At 61.9% G+C, this 18,454-nt stretch carries 8 protein-coding genes; 4 read left to right on the plus strand and 4 right to left on the minus strand.

The features are described 5' to 3' along the window. Positions 1–596: 596 nt before the first annotated feature. Positions 597–2,915, minus strand: coding sequence for a 5-methyltetrahydropteroyltriglutamate--homocysteine S-methyltransferase (gene metE / locus F579_RS0102080; RefSeq protein WP_018174095.1), 2,319 nt, complete (start codon positions 2,913–2,915; stop codon positions 597–599). A gap of 84 nt (positions 2,916–2,999) precedes the next feature. Here metE and F579_RS0102085 point away from each other — a divergent pair, with 84 nt between their 5' ends. Then, positions 3,000–3,947, plus strand: coding sequence for a LysR family transcriptional regulator (locus tag F579_RS0102085; RefSeq protein ID WP_018875087.1), 948 nt, complete (start codon positions 3,000–3,002; stop codon positions 3,945–3,947). Positions 3,948–4,631: 684 nt separating this feature from the next. Further along, complete coding sequence (locus tag F579_RS0102090; protein ID WP_019024499.1) at positions 4,632–7,904, plus strand: helicase-related protein; 3,273 nt, start codon at positions 4,632–4,634, stop codon at positions 7,902–7,904. A 16-nt stretch (positions 7,905–7,920) separates the two neighbouring features. Here F579_RS0102090 and F579_RS0102095 read toward each other — a convergent pair whose 3' ends face one another. Next, the gene (locus F579_RS0102095) at positions 7,921–8,682 is read right to left on the minus strand and encodes a SprT-like domain-containing protein (RefSeq protein ID WP_019024498.1); all 762 of its coding nucleotides are present in this window, start codon (positions 8,680–8,682) and stop codon (positions 7,921–7,923) included. 221 nt (positions 8,683–8,903) lie between these two features. Here F579_RS0102095 and yjjJ point away from each other — a divergent pair, with 221 nt between their 5' ends. Beyond that, the gene (gene yjjJ / locus F579_RS14585) at positions 8,904–10,298 is read left to right on the plus strand and encodes a type II toxin-antitoxin system HipA family toxin YjjJ (RefSeq protein WP_026301058.1); all 1,395 of its coding nucleotides are present in this window, start codon (positions 8,904–8,906) and stop codon (positions 10,296–10,298) included. A 171-nt stretch (positions 10,299–10,469) separates the two neighbouring features. Continuing rightward, positions 10,470–11,582 carry a Fic family protein gene (locus tag F579_RS0102105; RefSeq protein WP_019024495.1) on the plus strand — a complete coding sequence of 371 codons (1,113 nt, stop codon included), beginning with the start codon at positions 10,470–10,472 and terminating at the stop codon, positions 11,580–11,582. A gap of 469 nt (positions 11,583–12,051) precedes the next feature. Here the strand turns inward: F579_RS0102105 and F579_RS0102115 are convergent, their stop codons facing one another. After that, on the minus strand, positions 12,052–12,714 hold the full coding sequence (locus tag F579_RS0102115; RefSeq protein ID WP_019024494.1) for a hypothetical protein: 663 nt from the start codon (positions 12,712–12,714) through the stop codon (positions 12,052–12,054). Positions 12,715–13,014: 300 nt separating this feature from the next. After that, positions 13,015–17,643 carry a site-specific integrase gene (locus F579_RS0102120; RefSeq protein WP_231365781.1) on the minus strand — a complete coding sequence of 1,543 codons (4,629 nt, stop codon included), beginning with the start codon at positions 17,641–17,643 and terminating at the stop codon, positions 13,015–13,017. Positions 17,644–18,454 lie beyond the last annotated feature (811 nt).

Here is an 18,454-nt window from a genome sequence, read left to right on the forward strand (position 1 = left end):
TCGCGAGGGGGGACGCAATATGTTCGACCGGATCGCACAGGTGGATGATGGCTATCTGTGTGGTGAACGCAGCGCTGGCAGGGCGGCACGCGGGTTCTGAGAAGAAGGTGCACTCGTAGCGGCGGTATTGCTAAAGGTCGCTGGGCATCCACTACGGGTCAAGCTGTGACCCCGGTAGTCACCTTCAGCGCGGAGGTCATGGGCAAGTGGGACCGCACCTAGCGGACGCCAGGCAGCACTGTGCAATTCGACGGCTTGGGTTGCTTCGGTGCCACCACGTAGCCACGGTCATCGGTGGCCGAAAGCCCCGGCAAATGCCCGAGTTCCAGTGGACCAACACCGTGCGCGACAACCTATTGAGAGATCACACCTAGGGAATGCACGCCGTGCGACGCATAGTCGGGACGATCGTCGAGCGAATTTGGGATGCATTCGTGCCCGAGTGGCATAAAAAAACCGCCGGATGACCCATCCGGCGGTAATGCTTAACGGAGGTTGGAGAGACCAAAGGCTGAAAGCCCACCTTTCGTCTTGGCGACACACAGCTGTCCGGGCTGTGTAGCTAAATGCGAACCATACGCAAGGGCATTTGCATGTCAAGCTTTGGCCTGTGACTTCTTCTCGGTTGCGGGGTGCTGGTCACGCATGGCGCGCGCGGCCTCAACCATTGCCTCCAGCGCTGGACGGACCTCGTCCCAGCTGCGGGTCTTGAGTCCGCAGTCGGGATTGACCCACAGCCGCTCGACCGGGATCCCGCGTGCCGCCTTTTCCAGAAGGGTCACCATCTCCTGTACCCTGGGGAGGCGTGGAGAGTGGATGTCATAGACACCCGGCCCGATCTCGTTGGGGTAGGTGGATCGCTCGAAGGCATCCAGCAGTTCCATGTCCGAGCGGGCAGTCTCGATGGTGATGACATCGGCATCCAGGGATGCGATGGCCTCGATGATGTCGTTGAACTCCGAGTAGCACATGTGGGTATGGATCTGGGTCACGTCGGCCACACCGGAGGTGGCGACGCGAAAGGCGCGCGCAGCCCATTCCAGGTAGCGATTCCATTCGCCTCGTCGAAGGGGAAGCCCTTCCCGAAGCGCCGGCTCGTCGACCTGGATCACGCCAATTCCGGCGGCCTCGAGGTCGGTGATCTCGTCGCGCAGCGCCAGGGCGATCTGCAGGGCAGTGGCCTCGCGTGACTGGTCATCGCGCTCGAAGGCCCATTGCAGCATGGTCACCGGCCCCGTGAGCATGGCCTTGACCGGCTTGCTTGTGAGGGACTGGGCGTAACGTGTCCAGTCGACGGTCATCGGACTGGGCCGCTGCACATCGCCGTAGATGATGGGGGGTTTCACGCAGCGCGATCCGTAGCTCTGAACCCAGCCGTGCCGGGTAAAGGCATACCCGTCGAGTTGCTCGCCGAAATACTCCACCATGTCGTTGCGTTCGGGCTCACCGTGCACCAGCACGTCCATGCCGATGTCTTCCTGGAAGCGGATTACGCGAGCGATCTCCTGGCGCATGGTGCGCAGGTAATCATCCCGGGTTAGCTCACCCCGGCGGTAGTCACGGCGCACCCGGCGAATGGTCTGCGTTTGTGGGAACGAACCGATGCTGGTGGTCGGGAATAATGGGAGGTCGAGTGAGCGTTGTTGCAACGGTGCACGCTGTTCATAGGCCAGGGCACGGCGGGCGTCATCCGGGGACAGTCCCGCCACCCGTTCCCGAACCTGCGGAATGCAAGTACGAACGGCGTTCTGGCGGTTGCTGTGCACGCGCCGACTGTGTTCCAGCTCTTTGGCGACGGCCGCGCGTCCCTCGGTCAAGCCGCGCTGGAGGATCGCCAGCTCCGCCAGTTTCTGGCGCGCGAAGGCCAGCCAGCTGCGTACCTCCGTGTCCATGCCGGTTTCCTGTTCCACGTCAACGGGCACGTGCAGCATCGAGCAGGAGGGCGCGAGCCACAGGCGAGAAATGCCGAGGCTGCTGACGGCGGGCTCCAGAGTGTCCAGGCCGGCCTCCAGATTGGTGGCCCATATGTTGCGTCCGTCGATGATTCCCAACGACAGAATCTTGTCCTGCGGCAGCCGGGCCACGAGGGTCGAGACCTCCATCGCGCCGCGCACGGCATCCACGTGGAGCCCCGCTACCGGTAGTTCCAGTGCCAGGTCGCGCTGGCTGCCAAGGCCACCGAAATAGGTCGTGAGCAAGAGGCGTGGCCCGCCGCGGTGGAGACGGTCGTAAGCCGCCCTTAGCGCCGACTGCCACTCGACGGGCAGATCCAGTGTGAGGATGGGCTCGTCGATCTGAACCCAAGAAGCTCCCTCTGCGCTGATCCACTCCAGGAGTTCCTGATAGGCTGGGAGGAGCCGGTCAAGCAGTTCCAGTGGCTCCCCGTCATCCTTCATCTTCGCCAGGTACAGAAAGCTGACCGGCCCCAGCAGGACAGGCTTGGGCTGCAGACCCATCTCGCGCGCCTCCCGGATCTCCGTTCGTAGTCTGTCCGGAATGGCCGCAAAGGTTTGTTCGAGGGTCAGCTCCGGGACCAGGTAGTGGTAGTTGGTGTCGAACCACTTGGTCATCTCCAGCGCCGGCACATCGGGCAACGCATCGTTGTGGGAACGACCGCGAGCCATGTAGAAAGCAAGGTCCAGCGGGTGCTCGGTCGCTGCGGCATGGAAGCGCTCCGGCAGAACGCCCAGCGTCAGCATCATGTCCAGCACGTGGTCGTAGAAACTGAAGTCGCCGACCGGGACCTGTTGGATGCCAGCTTCGCGTTGCCAGGCCCAATGACGCTGCCGTAACTCGCGGCCCGAGGTTTCCAGTTGATCGCGGCTGATGTTGCCGCTCCAGTAACGCTCAAGAGCCGTCTTCAGCTCGCGACGGGCGCCAATGCGGGGAAAGCCAAGATTATGGGTGGTGATCATGGATCTATAGACTCCGGGTTGAACACGGCGTCCAGTCTCGTCATGCTTGATACATGAGTAAAACGATATTTCTTCACGGACACCATGAATTCCGCTCATGATCTGTCGGGAGTACTCGAGCTCCGGCATCTGCGGGCGGTTTGCGAGATCGTGCGGTTGGGGAGTGTGACTGCCGCGGCTGATAGCCTTTGCGTAACTCAGTCGGCACTGTCGCATCAGTTGCGCCAGCTTGAAGACCGACTGGGTGTGACCCTCTTCGAACGCCGAACGCGTCCGGTGCGGTTATCGGCTGCCGGAGAACGGCTACTGCAGGCGGCTGACCGGGTGTTGCCCGAGATCACCGCCGCGCAGCGTGATGTCGTGCAGATCCGCGACGGCGGACGTGGCCGACTGTTTCTGGTGCTGGAGTGCCACAGCTGCTTTCAGTGGCTGATGCCGGCGGTAGGTGCCTTTCGACGGCACTGGCCGGAGGTGGAGCTGGATCTTACCCTTAGCCATGGATTCACGGCACTGGACGCCCTGCGCAACGGTGACGTGGATGTCGCCGTTGCGGTCGACCCTGTGGATGATCCCGAACTCGAGTCGGTACACCTGATGGAGTACGAGAACCTGCTCGTGGTGCCGGCCGGCCACCGGTTGGCCGAGCGGCCCTGCGTGTTGCCTGAGGATCTGCGCGGGGAGACGCTGATCACCTACCCGGTCAGCGAGGAGCGTCTGGATATCTATCGGCGCTTTCTGCACCCGGCCGGGGTGACGGTCCCGCGCCGGACGACCGAGGTTAGTGCGATGCTGCTGCAACTGGTAGCGAGCCGCCGTGGTGTGGCGGTTTTGCCGGATTGGGCCCTGCCCGAGCTGGAGGCGGGGCTCAACGGGGGAGAGAGTGAGCGTGTCGCGACCCGTCGTGTCCGGCTTGGTCACGACGGTCTGTGGAGCAACCTTGCCATCACGATGCGCCGTGCAGACCGGGAGCGTCCTCACAATCTCGACTTCATCGCGACTGCGCGCGACATTTTGCGTGAGGCTCGGGCGTAGAACTGTCAACTCGAGTTTCGGATGTGGCGGACGTTCGTGGTGGATAAGCGGGTCTGGGAGGCCGCGAGGCACCAAAAATAAGTCCCCTGCTGGGGAGCCGACAGGGGGGTACGAGTGCCCGCTAGCGGCTGGAACTAGATGTGATCTCCCAATAGGTCTACGGGACGACTCCGAAGGATGCTGAGTTTGCCGACTGAGCGATTCCAAGGAGGACGCCCCGTGAACCTTCATCAAAATGCCTTAATGGGCCCCCGTGGTCGAGAGCGGAGGATCCGTTTGGTGGTCGACCATGGCCAGACTGTTCGGGCCACGGCGCGGGTCTGTGGCGTGGATCTAATCCGGGGATGTGGACAGTAGCCCCGCTGCCGGCGGGGGCCGCGCAGCGTGATCAGACAGGCAGCCGTTCGTTGTCGAACAGCTGTTCGTTGAAATGATCGAAGGCCGCTGCAGGACGGAATACATCGACAGGGTGGGGGAGTCGGTCATTGCGTGTTCTCGGATCGAGCGCTGAGTTCCGGGATTGTATCGCCCCGCTTTTGTCGCGAATGGGAGTGTCACAGACGAGGGGGCAAGGGCTTTTACTGTCACGGAAGCTGGCACAGGCTTGGCGCGTCTGAGTGACCTTCTAGCGCATGCCTGATGCGTGTCACGTGCGCTAGTCTTGGAGTTGTCCCCGAGGTGGTCATGAGCGCAAAAGATCCCTTCCCCGTTGCCAGTAGCACCGCTGACCTCTTCAGCGACTTCCCGGATCAGTCGCGAGAGGTGGATGTGGAGGTCCTTTGGCCACCGCCGGATCGTTTCCCGCTCAATGTCGACGGGCGGACGGTGCGCGAGCGGGTGATTGCGGACCTGGTGTCTGCGGATTCGCCATTGGTGGTGGCGGGCTACGGGGCACTGGAAGAGCTCATCCGTCTGGAGGCGGATCTGGGGGAGGTTCGGCCGCTTCGCGTTCTTTTTGGTAACGAGCCGAGTGCAGGGGAGGGTGGTCACCGCAGTCTTAAGGCGTCGAGTTTTCCCGAAGAGGTCGAGCAGTACTGGCTGGATCGAGGGATCTCCCTGCGCCTGTCAGCCCGGCTGATTCATTTTCGGGAGCGGCTCCGGGAGGGCGCCGTCGAGGCGCGGTACTGGCCCGACACGCAGCGGCCGCTGCACGCCAAGATCTATCTCGGGGCGAGGGCGGTAACGCTGGGCTCGAGCAACTTCAGCAAGAACGGGCTGGAGCGTCAGCACGAGGCGAATGCGCGGTTCACTGCAACGGGTGAACCGAGACGTTACCGCGAGGCGGCGGCGCTGGCCGAGCAGTTCTGGTCGCTTGGGCATGACTACACCGATGCGCTTCTGGTGCTGCTCGAGCGTCTGCTGCATGTCGTCGGGTGGCGTGATGCGCTAGCCCGCGCCTGCGGGGAGCTGCTGGAGGGTGACTGGGCGAAGGGTTTTCTGCAGCAGGTCGACCGCGAGGCCTTCCGTGCGCTGTGGCCGGCCCAGCGTCAGGGGATCGCACAGGCGCTGTATCTGCTGGATCGTCAGGGTGCGGTGCTGATTGCGGATGCGACGGGTTCCGGCAAGACGCGCATGGGTGCGCATCTCCTGCGGGCGCAGCAGGCGCGGATCCAGGGGGCGGGCGGGATGCCCCGCTCGGTCATGATTGCACCCTCGACGGTCGTGGAGGAGTGGGAGCGGGAGGCCTCCCGGGCCGACACCGCGCTGGATGTCTTTTCGGTTGGCCTGCTCAGTCACGGCAGCCGCAAGGCATGGCAGCTGGATGATGCCCTGAGGCGGGCGCGCCTGCTGGCCGTGGACGAGTGCCACAACTTCCACAATCGCCGCTCGCGCCGGACACGGCGGCTGTTTACCAACCATCTTGCCGATGACGTGCTGCTGTTTACCGCTACGCCGATCAACCGGAATGTCGATGACCTGGTCCGGATCGCGGATCTCCTCGGCGCCGACAACCTGCAGCCGAGCACGCTGAAAGCCCTGGAAAGGGTCAATCGTCCCGGTCGCTGGCACGGACTGGGCGACGATGAGGCCGCCCGGCTGCGGGACGAGATCCGTACATTCACCATTCGCCGTACCAAGCGCATGTTCAATGCGCTGATTGATCGCGAGCCCGAGGCCTATCGGGATCACTCGGGACGGCCCTGCCGGTATCCGGAGCACCGCTCGTACAGCTATTCCCTGGGGGAACCGGCTACCGACCGTGAACGCGCCAGTCGGATCCGGGGGCTTCTCGATCAGCTCTTTGGCGTGGTCCAGATTCCGGTGGTCCTGGAGCTGAGCGCCGTACAACGGCAGCAGGGGCTCACCGAGGATCAGTATCGTGACAACCTGCTGCTCGGGGCGCACAAGCTGGTCCGCTACCGGGTCATGGCGGCCCTGCGGTCTTCGCGTGCGGCATTGGTCGAGCACCTGTGCGGAACGACGGTGGCTCGGGCCGAGTTCGGGTTGGAGCATTACGCCAAGTCCGCCGATACAGGAGATGTCCTGGGCAAGCTCAAGCAACCCGGGCGTGTGCCCGAGAACCGGCTGGGCGTGCCCTTGCCTGCTTGGCTTACCGATGCGGACGCCTGGGCATCAGCCCACGCGCACGATCACCGGATCCTCTCGCAGGTCTTGGACGAGGTGCGCGCCATGAGTCCGGCGCGGGAGCACGCCAAGGTCGCCCATCTGGCCAGACTGGCGGCGCGCCACGAACGGGTGCTGGCTTTCGACAGCCGTCTGATTACCATCGCGGCCCTGAGCGCCCAGCTCGAAGAGCGGCTGCCGGGCGTCGAGATCTGGCAGGCCACGGGCAGCGACGAGCGAAGCCGCCAGGCGGTGCTCCGTGCATTTCGGCCGGGTGACGACGAGCAGGCCGGCGTGGCGCTGTGTTCGGATAGTCTGTCCGAGGGGGTGAACCTGCAGGCGGCCTCGGCGCTGGTCCATCTCGATATGCCCTCGGTGATACGCGTAGCCGAACAGCGAACGGGCCGCGTCGATCGTCTCGACAGCCCCCATGCCGAGGTCGAAGTCTGGTGGCCTCGGGATGCCGAGGAGTTCGCTCTCAGTGCCGATGCTCGCTTCCTGGACCGGGCCGATGCGGTGACGGAACTTCTCGGGACCAATCTCCCGTTGCCGGAAGACCTGCAGCAACGGTCACGGGATAGCGTTGACGCTGACACCCTGATCCGCGAATACGAGCGTACCGCTCGCTCTATCGAGGAAGCCGAACCGCATGATGCCTTTGCCGCAGTGCGCGGACTGGTGGAAGGCGCGGGTGCGCTGGTCGAGCCCGACATCTATGAGTATTACCGTCAGCGGTCCGTGCGAGTGCTCTCAAGAGTCAGTGTGGTGGCCAGCGACACCGTCTGGGCCTTCTTTTGTCTGGCCGGCAGCGCGGACCGCGCACCGCGCTGGTTTTTCTTCTCCGGCCCGGATTCCGAAGCCACGACCTCACTGGACAAGGTGGCCGCCGCGCTTCGCGAGCGACTGGCGCCCGATCCACCCAACGGTGAAATCGACGAGCCGGCCGCGAGACGGCTTGCGCACTTTTCCGAGCGCCTCCCGGAGGCCGAGCGGGCGCAGTTGCCGCTGCGCAAGCAACGGGCCCTGCAGGAGATGGCCGAGGTGCTCAAGGGCTTTTGCTTGGAGGCGGCTCGCCAGAGGGAGCAGACACGACTCGACGCCTACCTCGATCTGCGCAATCTGCTGGCGCGAAAGCCGGAGACGCTGACGGGCGGCGAGCCGGATTGGGAGGCACTGGCCAATCGCTGGCTGGAGTTCATCCGTCCTTACTGGTATCGCCGCCTGACCCAGCAGCGCAGGGGTTTTCTGCGCCTGCGGGACCTGCGCAAGGAGCTCATTGAGGCGGAGGCCGAACTGGGACCCGAGGTGCTGGAAGCGTTTGCCACCCTCCCGCTTCACAGCTCGGCGGAGGAGCGGGTAGTCGCGGCCATTCTCGGCATGCCCGTTCGTTGATCCGGCGCCAGCCGGGTCAGCCTGCTTCGTCGGAGAGATGGCTCATCGGCTCCATGCACGATCCACAGATAACCTCGGTTTCCGGTCGCGCCCAGACCCGCGCCTCGCAGGTCGGGCAGTTCATGCGCACACGGGGATCCGGGCGCGGTGCGGGTGGCGTAAACACTGCCGGTTTTTCGGCATCGTCGGGCATCGCGATCGTCTCGGCCGGCGCGGGAGCGCTGGCCACGGCCAGACCCTGTTCGGCCAGGGCCTCCTGCACCTGGGCAACCGATTCGGGATCGGTGGGGGCATGCCGGTCGAACCAGGGCAGTTCGAACCCGGTGGCCAGCAGGTCCGCACAGGCTCGGGCGAAGGGCCCGTCCGGCTGGATGTAGTGCGTGACCCGGCGGCCGGTCTGTTTGCCATCCGGCAGGCCGGTATCGCTCGGCACCAGACCGATCGCTTCCATCTTGCCGGCCCACTCCCGATTGTGGTGGTTCGAACGGCTCGGGCGGCCGAAGCACTCCTGCCAGTGATGCACCATTTCGTGTACCAGCGTGGACAGCGCGACCTCCAGCGGATTCAGGGTGAAGTACCCCGGATGAACACCCAACTCGTGGATGATCGTGCCGTCGCCGGAGATGAAGCGCTCGGCGTGGTGGTAGCCTCGCTGCCGACGGGAGCTGCGCAGCGTGATTAGGCAGGGCGGCAATTCGTTGTCGAACAGCCGTTCGTTGAAATGATCGAAGGCCCGCTGCAGGGCGGAGTACATCGACAGGGTGGGGGAGTCGGTCATGGTGCGTTCCCGGGATCGAGTCTTGAGTCCCGAGATTGTATCGCCCCGTTTTTGTCACAAATCCGGTCACAAACTGGGCGAGCCGAGACCTGTCCCGTCCAGGATCTGGTTCGTCCATAGAATCGTTTCACCAAATGCTTGGGATAGAAATCGAAGGGTTATATATCAGACCTTTAATGATGTAGTATCTTCTCAATAATCATTTCAATTGGAAGGTTCGGATGAGGAGCAAGCGAGAGGCAGCGCATCAGCAGCTCGGCTTGGCGCTTGCCAGACTCGCCCCGGTGCGTGCAGCCGATCTTGCCCGCGAGCTGGGGCTGTCGGTCCCCACCCTTCACCGACTGCTGCAGGAGACGCCCGAGCCCGTGCTTGCGGCCGGGCGGGCCCGGCGTACTCGCTACGCTCTGCGCAGAGCGCTGCGAGGCGACTTCGCGCCCACTCCCATCCGTGTGATTGATGAAGCCGGCCAGCCGCACGAGCTCACGGAGCTCTCGCCCATCCAGCCGCAGGGCTGCCATGCCGACTTCGGTGGCTCGGATTGGCCTTTGGAAGATGACGACGAGACCCCCGAAGGATGGTGGGCCGGTCTGCCATACCCTTTGTACGATATGCGCCCCCAGGGCTACCTCGGGCGCCAGCTGGCGCATCGCTTGCAAGACACGCTCGAGGTGTCACCCAATCCGGATACCTGGAGTGACGACGATATCCTCTGGGTTCTGAGTCGTGTGGGGTCCGATCTCCCCGGCAACCTGGTCGTTGGTGATGCCGCATTCAAGGGCTGGCAGAAGGCCCGCCTGGATCCCCCTCCGATTCTCGGGCTGGACGAGATCGAAGGGATGTATGTGAAAGCGGCGGAGGAGGCCATCTCGCTGGGCCTTGCGGGTTCCAGTGCTGCGGGTGAGTTCCCGAAGTTCACCGCCCTTCGGGACCTGCAGGGCAGTCGTAGTCCCCACGTCATCGTGAAGTTTTCGGGTGCGGACGAGTCCGCAACCGTGCAGCGCTGGTCCGATCTGCTGGTGGCGGAGCATCTGGCTCTGGAGGCGGTCGCGGCGCTCCCCGGCGTGCAGAGTCCGCCCAGCCGAATCCTCCAGCAACAGGGCCGCACGTTCCTGGAGGTCGAGCGCTTCGATCGTAACGGACTGTTCGGCCGCAGCCCGGTGGTGACGCTGGAGACCGTGAACGCGGCCTTGCTTGGCCATGCGCCTTCGGCATGGGACACCCTTGCCAAGGGTCTCGCCGACAAGCGTCTGCTGGCGCCGGAGGCGGTTGCAGCCATCCGTCACATCACCTGGTTCGGAAGACTGATTGCCAATAACGACATGCACCTGGGCAATCTCGCCTTTCGACCGGAGGGCGGCCGGCTTGTCCTGTGCCCGGTCTACGACATGCTCCCGATGGCCTACGCGCCGCTCCCGGGTGGTGAACTGCCGCGCGTGACGTTCGAGCCCGCCCTGCCATTACCCCGTGAACATGGTGCGTGGGTCACCACTTGTCACGCCGCGATCGGGTACTGGCAAACCGTGTCGGATGACACCCGCATCCGTTCCACGTTTCGCAGGATTGCATCCGAAAACGCCCTCGAGCTGCAAAGGCGCATGGCACTCGTTGTGCCCTGATCACTCGCCGTGCGGTGCCCATTGGGCGCGGGCATCCATCTAGCGACAATTACTCTGGCCGTCCGAGAAGACCTACAGCGTCAGATGCGCTCGGCATCCGCCGCACTCCGCATACGCTTGGAAATGCGGAGAAAGATCCGCATAATCTCCGCATATTATGCGGAGATTGGCGTGCTATATATCTGGGAGTTGACCGGTTGGCCCCACTGGCAGTGGGACGCGGAACATATCGCGCCGATGGTGGCCGCGGCCGCGCGCGAGCAGGGTCGGTTGCTCGGGCGGATGCAAGGGTTGGGTTTCGCGCTGCGCGAGGAAGCGTCGCTTCGGATGCTGTCGGAGGATATCGTGGATTCCGGCGCGATCGAGGGCGAACGGCTCCCCCTCGATCAGGTGCGCTCTTCCCTGGCACGTCGCCTCGGGCTGGAGGCCGGGGGACTGGTCGCTTCAGGGCGGGATGTCGACGGCATGGTCGAACTGATGCTGGATGCGACGAAGGCCTTTGACCGTGAACTGACAGTGGATCGGCTGTTCGACTGGCATGCGGCCCTGTTTCCGACGGGGCGCAGCGGAATGACGCGGATTCCCGTCGCGCGCTGGCGGGATGACGATCAAGGGCCGATGGATGTGGTGTCGGGCCCCGTTGGCCGGGAGACGGTGCACTTCTCCGCGCCACCGGCCGAACGCATCCCGGGGGAGGTCGACGCCTTCCTCGGCTGGTTCAAGGCGCCCGGCCCGTTGGATCCGCTATTGGTGGCGGGGCTGGCCCACCTCTGGTTCGTGACGATTCACCCGTTCGCGGATGGGAACGGGCGTATCGCGCGGGCGATCGCCGATATGGTGCTGGCACGAGCGGATGGTTCTGCGGAACGTTTCTACAGCATGTCCGGGCAGATCCTTCGGGAACGCAGTGACTATTACGCGATTCTGGAGCGGACTCAGAAACAGGGGGACCTGGACATCACCCTGTGGCTGGAATGGTTCCTGGGCTGCCTGCAGCGTTCGCTGGACAGCGCTCAGGATGCACTCGAGCACGTGCTGTTCAAGGCCCAATTCTGGGAGCGCTTCGCCACGGAGCCGCTGAATGCCCGACAGATCAAGGTTCTCAATCGCCTGCTGGACGGATTCGAAGGTGGGATGACCTCTTCACGTTGGGCCCGGATGGCCAAGTGTTCGCAGGACACGGCGCAGCGGGATATTGCGGACCTGGTGGGTCGGGGCGCGTTGAAGAAGAACCCGGGCGGTGGACGCAGCACGAGTTACTCTTTGCCAGAAACGCTTGCATGACCCCGATCAGGGCGCCGAGCTGTCAAGCAATGCTGATCGCTACCAACCACGTCATCGCGGTAAACCATTTTGATGAAGGTCCACCCGTCTCCCGCAAGAATGACGTAATCGCCGATCCCTACATGGTTATCCGTCGTCTTCAAAACCAGCTGTTGCGAGATCACGCCTAAGTTCCTGCAGACGCAGATCAAGCGCCGCCAGGAGAGCCTCTAGCACCTGCACCTCATCTCTCGGCTGTAGCCAATCCAGTTTCTTTCCTCCACCTTGTGAAACACCGAAAGGCAGTTCGGCCGCGCATCCTTCTACCTCTGTATCGATGCTTCGAGCGTGGGGAAGGGGAAGCGATCGTCTGGGGAAAAGACTAGCACTGATCTTGAATCGTACTTTCGGATCCTCAACCTTTAGAGTGGCGGGTCCTCCCTCAGGCTTCGGTTTAAATGGGGTAGAACCCGTCCGTTCAACGCCACTACTAGTGGTCCGGTGGCTGGGTCTGCTCCTTACGCAGGTCAATCAGTACATCGTTTAGCGCATCCCTGACGGACTCAAGTACCTGTATCTCTTCCGCCGGCATGAGCCATTCCAGCGTCCTACGGCCATTTGGCGCGATGCCGAAGGGCAGTTCCGCCTGCAGGCCTGTCACAGTCGTACGAATATTGCGCGCACTGGCAAGTGGCAGCATTCGGCTGCTGGGTATCAGATTTGCCTTGATGCTGAAGCGAATCTTGGGGTCTTCGACATTTACGCTTTTTCGTGCGTTTTGGGGCTTTGGGGAAAAGGGTTGGTCCATTATGTAATCCTTGCCGGGCGAAAGACCATCAATGGTCATGTTTTTCAGAGATCTCCTGATCTGTTTCTTTTTTGACGAACTTGCAGACGCCAGTTGGTTTCGCAGCAATGCGCTTTGCAGGGAGAGCTGCTTTTTAAAATTATCAACATGGGAGCGATCGCGGAAATGAAAGATAATCGCGATATGATCGCCATCGCGCTTGATCCTTATTTCAGCGGGCTCCTCGCCAACAGGGACCTGTATCGGCTGGAGATCGTGTAGGAACTGTGCGCCTAGCGAATCGGCGGTTCGTTTCTCGACTGCCTCGAGTAGGACTTCGATCGTGTGTCTGGAAGATACATCCATGTATGCGCTCCTTTAAGCCTTGGAATGACAGTACCAATATACACCCTCGTGCTTGGGTCGTTTTTGCGTGCGAATAGGGCGCGAGGTTTCGGTGGATGCTTTCTGGGAAAGCAGTCGAAGCGCCAGGGAGAAACGACAATGGACGGCTCTCCGATGTCGATTGGTTGTGAGACGGATGCTCGACAATCCCCTGTCCTGAATCACCCACTTGCGTGCCAAACCACTACCCGCTGAATATCTTGCCTTGTCTGGTATCACCGGGAGTTCGAATACGAGATCTCTCTTTCGCCAGACTCTTAGTTAGCCATCGGTCAAATAAGCCTGTATGGCAAGAATTAGGAGATGATGTCTGGTGCGTCCAATAGGCGGTATTGTCTGAGCGGTGGGAAGGTATTTTCGGACGATATCGGCGGCCTGCGCATGGGATGAAATGGCGATCAGCTCGAGTCCCAGCGCATGTAGGTCTTTGCGTGGTAGTTGTGCGATGGGGCGGGCGAGGTCGATGAGTGGTTCGGTTCGACTCCTCCGCTTCTGTGGGGCGCCTCTAAGAAATTGGAGTGTCAACAGCTGTTCGAGCCATTGAAGGTAGCTCCGGTCATGCGATATCTGGCCGATGGTACGATCTTGCGCGCGCGCGATCTCTTCGATTGACCAGCCTTCTCGGATGCTTATCGCTGTAGTGAGATACTGGACGAGGCGTTCGTCGGCCTGGTTTGGATCTGGCGATGGGGTAGTAGATAGGCCTATGTGTGAAGGGTCTCCATCGGTTGGGGCCGGGTAGTCACTCACGCGGTGATCAGCATCTAAGGGTGCCAAGGCAAGGGTATCGATGATCGCGGCATCCTCAGGCTGATGAGCACGGCGCTTGCGCAAGGCGGCTTGTGAGAGCGCACCCGGGCTTCGTTTGACCAAGGCGGCGAGACAGCGGCGGGTTGGCCCGGTCCACCCATGGGACACGTCGGTCATCAGGGGGATGGAATGGTCGTAGTGCATGAGGGTGGTGGAGGGGTGTCCATGCCCCAGTTGACGGGAAATGTATCGGTAGCGTGCGCGAAGTGACAGACGGGTCACTGTAGCGGTCGGTGATGTTTTGTAAGGTAGATCCAGCGTTAAGCTAGGAAAATGGTCGCAATGGACGTCGTAGCCTGCCTGCGTCGCGTAGGCATGCCGATAACTGTGCAGTCGGAATGGGGCTAAACAGTCGGATTGGAATAATTGTTGGACGGCTTCAGCGAAATGCGCGTGATAGTTCCGTTGCCAGTCCAAGGAGTTCCCATGAGGGGGAACCGGTAAGAGGTCCTGTGCAGCAAGCGATTGTGTTTTCTTGGTGACGTGGATGCACTCGTGCGTCCGGGTTATTTCTCTGCGCGCTTCGCGCTCTTGGATTGTGGTAACGAGTCGTTTAGAGGCCAAGGACTTTAGCCGTGCTTGACGTCGAGGATGTATCCAGAGAGCGGAGCGATGGTGGCCGATGAGATGGGCGTCGGCGGTCAGGGTCGGCAGTTCCCCGGTTCGCAGTTTGTACAAAAATTGGAGGAGGAGGGCGTAATGGATAACCCGATCAGGCGGGCTAGGTCGAGCGGGTAGCTGTGGGGATGGATTGGGGGCGAGGAATCGCAGGAGCCATTCTGACTCGCCGCCTGTGATGGGGTCGCCCGCACGAGGAAACGCAACCCCTAACTCGTCTGCTTCGGTCAACTGAGCGTGAACTTCCCGCGGTATGTCTTCCGGGTGGTCGCGGTTGTGCCTCAAAACCCATGCGACGGGCTTTTGCTTCTTTGGGTCGGCACAGATTTCGCTGAGGATCAGCTCGGCGGCCTCCCGCGGGTCTTCGCCCGCGTGGCCGGAGAGAGCGAGTTCCACCGCGTGGGTCAGCTGTGTCACGTATTGGTACGTTGTGGATGGGCGAATCTTTTTCCTGTGCTTGGGGGCCGTCATGTGATGACGGATTGCGCGGGCGAGAAGTAAAGGCACCGACCCTGCAAGGGATTCGGAAGCGAGGCGGTCTGCTGCGTTGATGACGGCTGTTGCGCGGTGGGGCACGCAATCCGAGCGCCAGCGACCGATGGCTTTTCGCATCGCCTCATAGTGGCTCAACGCAACAGACTGGGTCTGCATCCTTGTCTCGGTAGTGGATGCGGCTTCTGTCGGCCCAGATGCGGCCTGAGGAGCCACGCGACGCCCCGTCACCAAGGCGAGTAGTCGGTCGCAGCGTGGGCCGGTCGCTTCGAGGTCTCCGCGCTCCCACGCGGCCCGTGTGGCTGGTGTCGTGAGTCTGCGTGCCATGCTCACGGTGCGGCATACACCTTTCAGTGTGATTCCTCGCCCAAGGACTTTCCGGGCTGGGGGGTGAGTAAGGAGAGCCTTTAACGCGACTTCGCCGGATGGATGTAGGACGCCCCCTTCGTGAGCAACGCGGAACGCAGTGGCTTGGGCCGCAGACAAGAGTTGGATGCCATGGATATGGTCCGACCGGGGTAGGAAAAGAGCCGCCACATGGGTGGCATTCGGTACACGGCGCAATTCACCCTCCGAGAGGAGTTTCTTGATCCGTACGGGGTCTGTGCTCACACCCCATATCACACTGAGCACGAGCGCGGCCTGATGGATCTGGCTTGCTGCCGCATCATCCAGCCCCGAAAGCGGCCCGAGATCCTCGACCAGTCGCAGGAGCACCGTTTCGAGCGATCGTGTGAGGCGATATGCCTCCAGGTGCGTGGGCTGGATGACCGATACCGGGACGTTGTTGTCGGGATCCTCGTCATTCGTGTCGGAGGTGCGAGGGTCCGGGGCGTGCTCCTTGGAGGCGCACTCGCGAGCGAGCTGCGCGACCGTGGAATATGGGTTATCGCGGTCCGACGGGCGTTCTTCATCGTAGCCGGCTACTGGGCAGAGGTTCAGGTCCTCTAAATAACTCTCGATAAAAGGCGCGAGCCGCTGGGCCAGCGAGTATGGAGAATCGGGATCAGTCACGTCATAGGGCTCGCCGAGATGACGGTGCCCCATGTGCTGCTGGATGTCACAGCCCGGTGCGCCGAGTTCCTCGATTCGAGTGGCGAACCAGTGGCGTAGGCGGTGAATATCGACAGGGATCTGCGTGTGTGCGACCAAGTCCTCCGGGCGTAGCGTCCGGGGACTGAAATCGATTGGATCGAGCGAGAAAAATAGCGGCGCATCGCCGGAAAGGGCCCGTTCAAGATGCTGGATAGCTGAACGTGCCTGCTCAGATAGATGTACCCGTAGCTCATCCCTAATCCGTCTCATTAACGCTGCCATGGACTGGATCTGAGCGAGGACCGATTGTGGAAGAACGACTATCCGGTCGTCGCCCCGACGTCGTTTATCCGACAGGTACGCGATGCCCGGGCCGGAATCCGAAAACTCGACGAGATGAGCGAGGGAGAACAGGGAAAGGCTGAATCCCATGCGGTGGGCGGTTGCGGCCGCGAACATTAGCGCGGTGTGACGCATGAGGTCGCCGTGCCATTTAAGCGCACCCTGCAGGGACCAGCGCTTTGGGCGGCCATTCACGACCCGGCGCTGGGCCTGCGACATGAGGTCTCGGAGTGATTCGATGTTCAGCGCGCCCCGTGGGGCGCCCACACGGGTCCCGTCATACTGATGATCGACGTGGACCGTGATATCCGCAAGGTCCAGCGCGTCCTTGTATTGCGACGCCACTGTGCTGAGTCGAGGTGCGTAATAGCTCAGGGGCGCGGCGGACGCAAAACCATTTGTACCGACAACGATTTGGGCCGTCCTGGGGTGCCCGGTGACCTGGTAGAGCAGTACCGGAAGTACGCGTTGTAGGCGAACCTGACTTAATCGCGGAACGACTTGAGCGTGGTGCCTGAGCCGCTTCTCGAAGTCCGTTTTCTTGATGGCCGAGGGAATGGCGGGCGAGTGCAGGAAGGCCGGTATGCTCGTCTGTAGGGCTGCAGGGTAAGGCAAAAATAGTTGATCCTGATGAGCCGCTTGCCAGTCCCCCTCGCAGTCTGCTTGTGAGTACTCGATCTCACGGTCCCTTAAGGATATCCAATAGTAGCCGGTGAGTTGGAGGTGGATGCTGTCATCATACTGTTGGCCGTCTTGATCCACCCGGAAGTTCTGCAGTGCGCGTATCACCGTCGACGCACTTCGCGCCGTGGTCAACATTAGCGCGAGGACGAGGTCGATGAGGCCATCCTGATCTATGACTCTGCGACTGAGGTTGTTGGTGAGCTCCGCAAACAGCAGCCGCGCCTCGTCTGCGGAGAGACTAGCCTCGGTATCAGGTACCAGATAAGCACCGAACCGTAAGCGGCTGTCGGGTGCAGCCAATTCTCTCGTAACGAGAGCGTCGGGCTGGTGATCCGCTGGCTGAAAGTCGTCTTGCTGCAGTGTGTTCGTGGGGCGATCCGGCGCTCGGTTGGCTTGCGAGGGCTTTTGATCGGGGCGCGTCGCCCGGTTTCGAGGCGAGATCGCCTCAAGTGATCGGATGGCGAGCGAGCGGGCAGGGTTTCTCGTAAAACCTGCCGTATCCGCCAGGAGGTTGGCGGTTTCTCGGGTAATCTTGCTGTCGCCCGCTAGCGCTTCTTCAAATTGGTCAACCGCCGGAATCGGTTCATTGATCGAACTGATGTAGTTTGATAAGCGCTCAATATACCGCTGGACACCGCGTACTTCGGGAGATGCGCCATAGGTGTAGAGCGCAGCGAAGAGCCAGAGCCTTAGCGCATCCACGCCCGGCGGTTGATCGACACGATCGTGTAGGGCCGCGAATACGGTGCCTGACGGCCCAAAGCCGTGATAGGGGCAGCGTGGGTCATGGGACACATACCGTTCGTGGAGCTCCCGGATGTCGTCGCACAAGCTGCGCAGAAGGTCGTGGTACGTCAGTGTGAGGCGATCCCCGAAGCGATGAAGTATGCGCTCGATGGCTTGCGCCACGACCGCCCCGTGAGCGACTTGCCCGGTGGCGGTGGCTGGGATTGGGAAGAGTACATACCCGGCCAACTGGGCCCTGCCGTCGATGTGCTCGGGGGGCGATTCGATGGCTCGGTACTGAGCCCACGGGTCTGGAGACGAAATCAACGGGACCCTCCCGGGATGGTGTGATCGCCTCCTGTGCCGGGTAGGTACGCCCCAAGATAGGCTTGATGAGTTGGTGGTCTAAAGTCGCTGCTAGGAAAAGGCGCGTCCATGCGTCCTCTCTGTTACGGGATGGCTTGGGGCACGATGATATCGAGCCTTCGGGATTCCATGCATTGCTCACTGGCGGACGTTAGCGGATCGGGACTTGGATGTCACAGGTCGTTTTAGGCGCGGGAGTGGAATGAGATTTCGAAGGCTGGAGCGCTTCGTGCGCAAGCGGAACGACCATCGGTTCATGCCTCGGTGCTTCGATCATCCCCTCGGCATTTTCGGAGTGCAATTTGCTGTTGGGGAGGAGTAAGTGTCAGGTCTCGCGTGGTCATATACACGTTATTGGAAATAAATCGGGACGTTCATGCTGGCAGGCCTTGAGGGTTTCCACCGGTGTCCGATGCCCAAGCGCCTTCTACCGGATGTGATGGTTGTACAGCCTCTGGTAGTGCCGCAGAGGGCGTCGTCCAGGTGCAGACCGGAGTCGAAGTGGCGGGTGCGCAGCAGGTCGGCGATGCGCCCGTTGGAGCGTTCGGCCATACCGTTGGTCTGGGGCTGTTTGGGCCGGATCATCAGAGTGGTATGCAGTCGCTTCGGGCAATGGGACCGGCTTCCA

Origin of the sequence: Thioalkalivibrio sp. ALJ21 (assembly GCF_000378605.1) — a bacterium.
GTDB lineage: Bacteria > Pseudomonadota > Gammaproteobacteria > Ectothiorhodospirales > Ectothiorhodospiraceae > Thioalkalivibrio.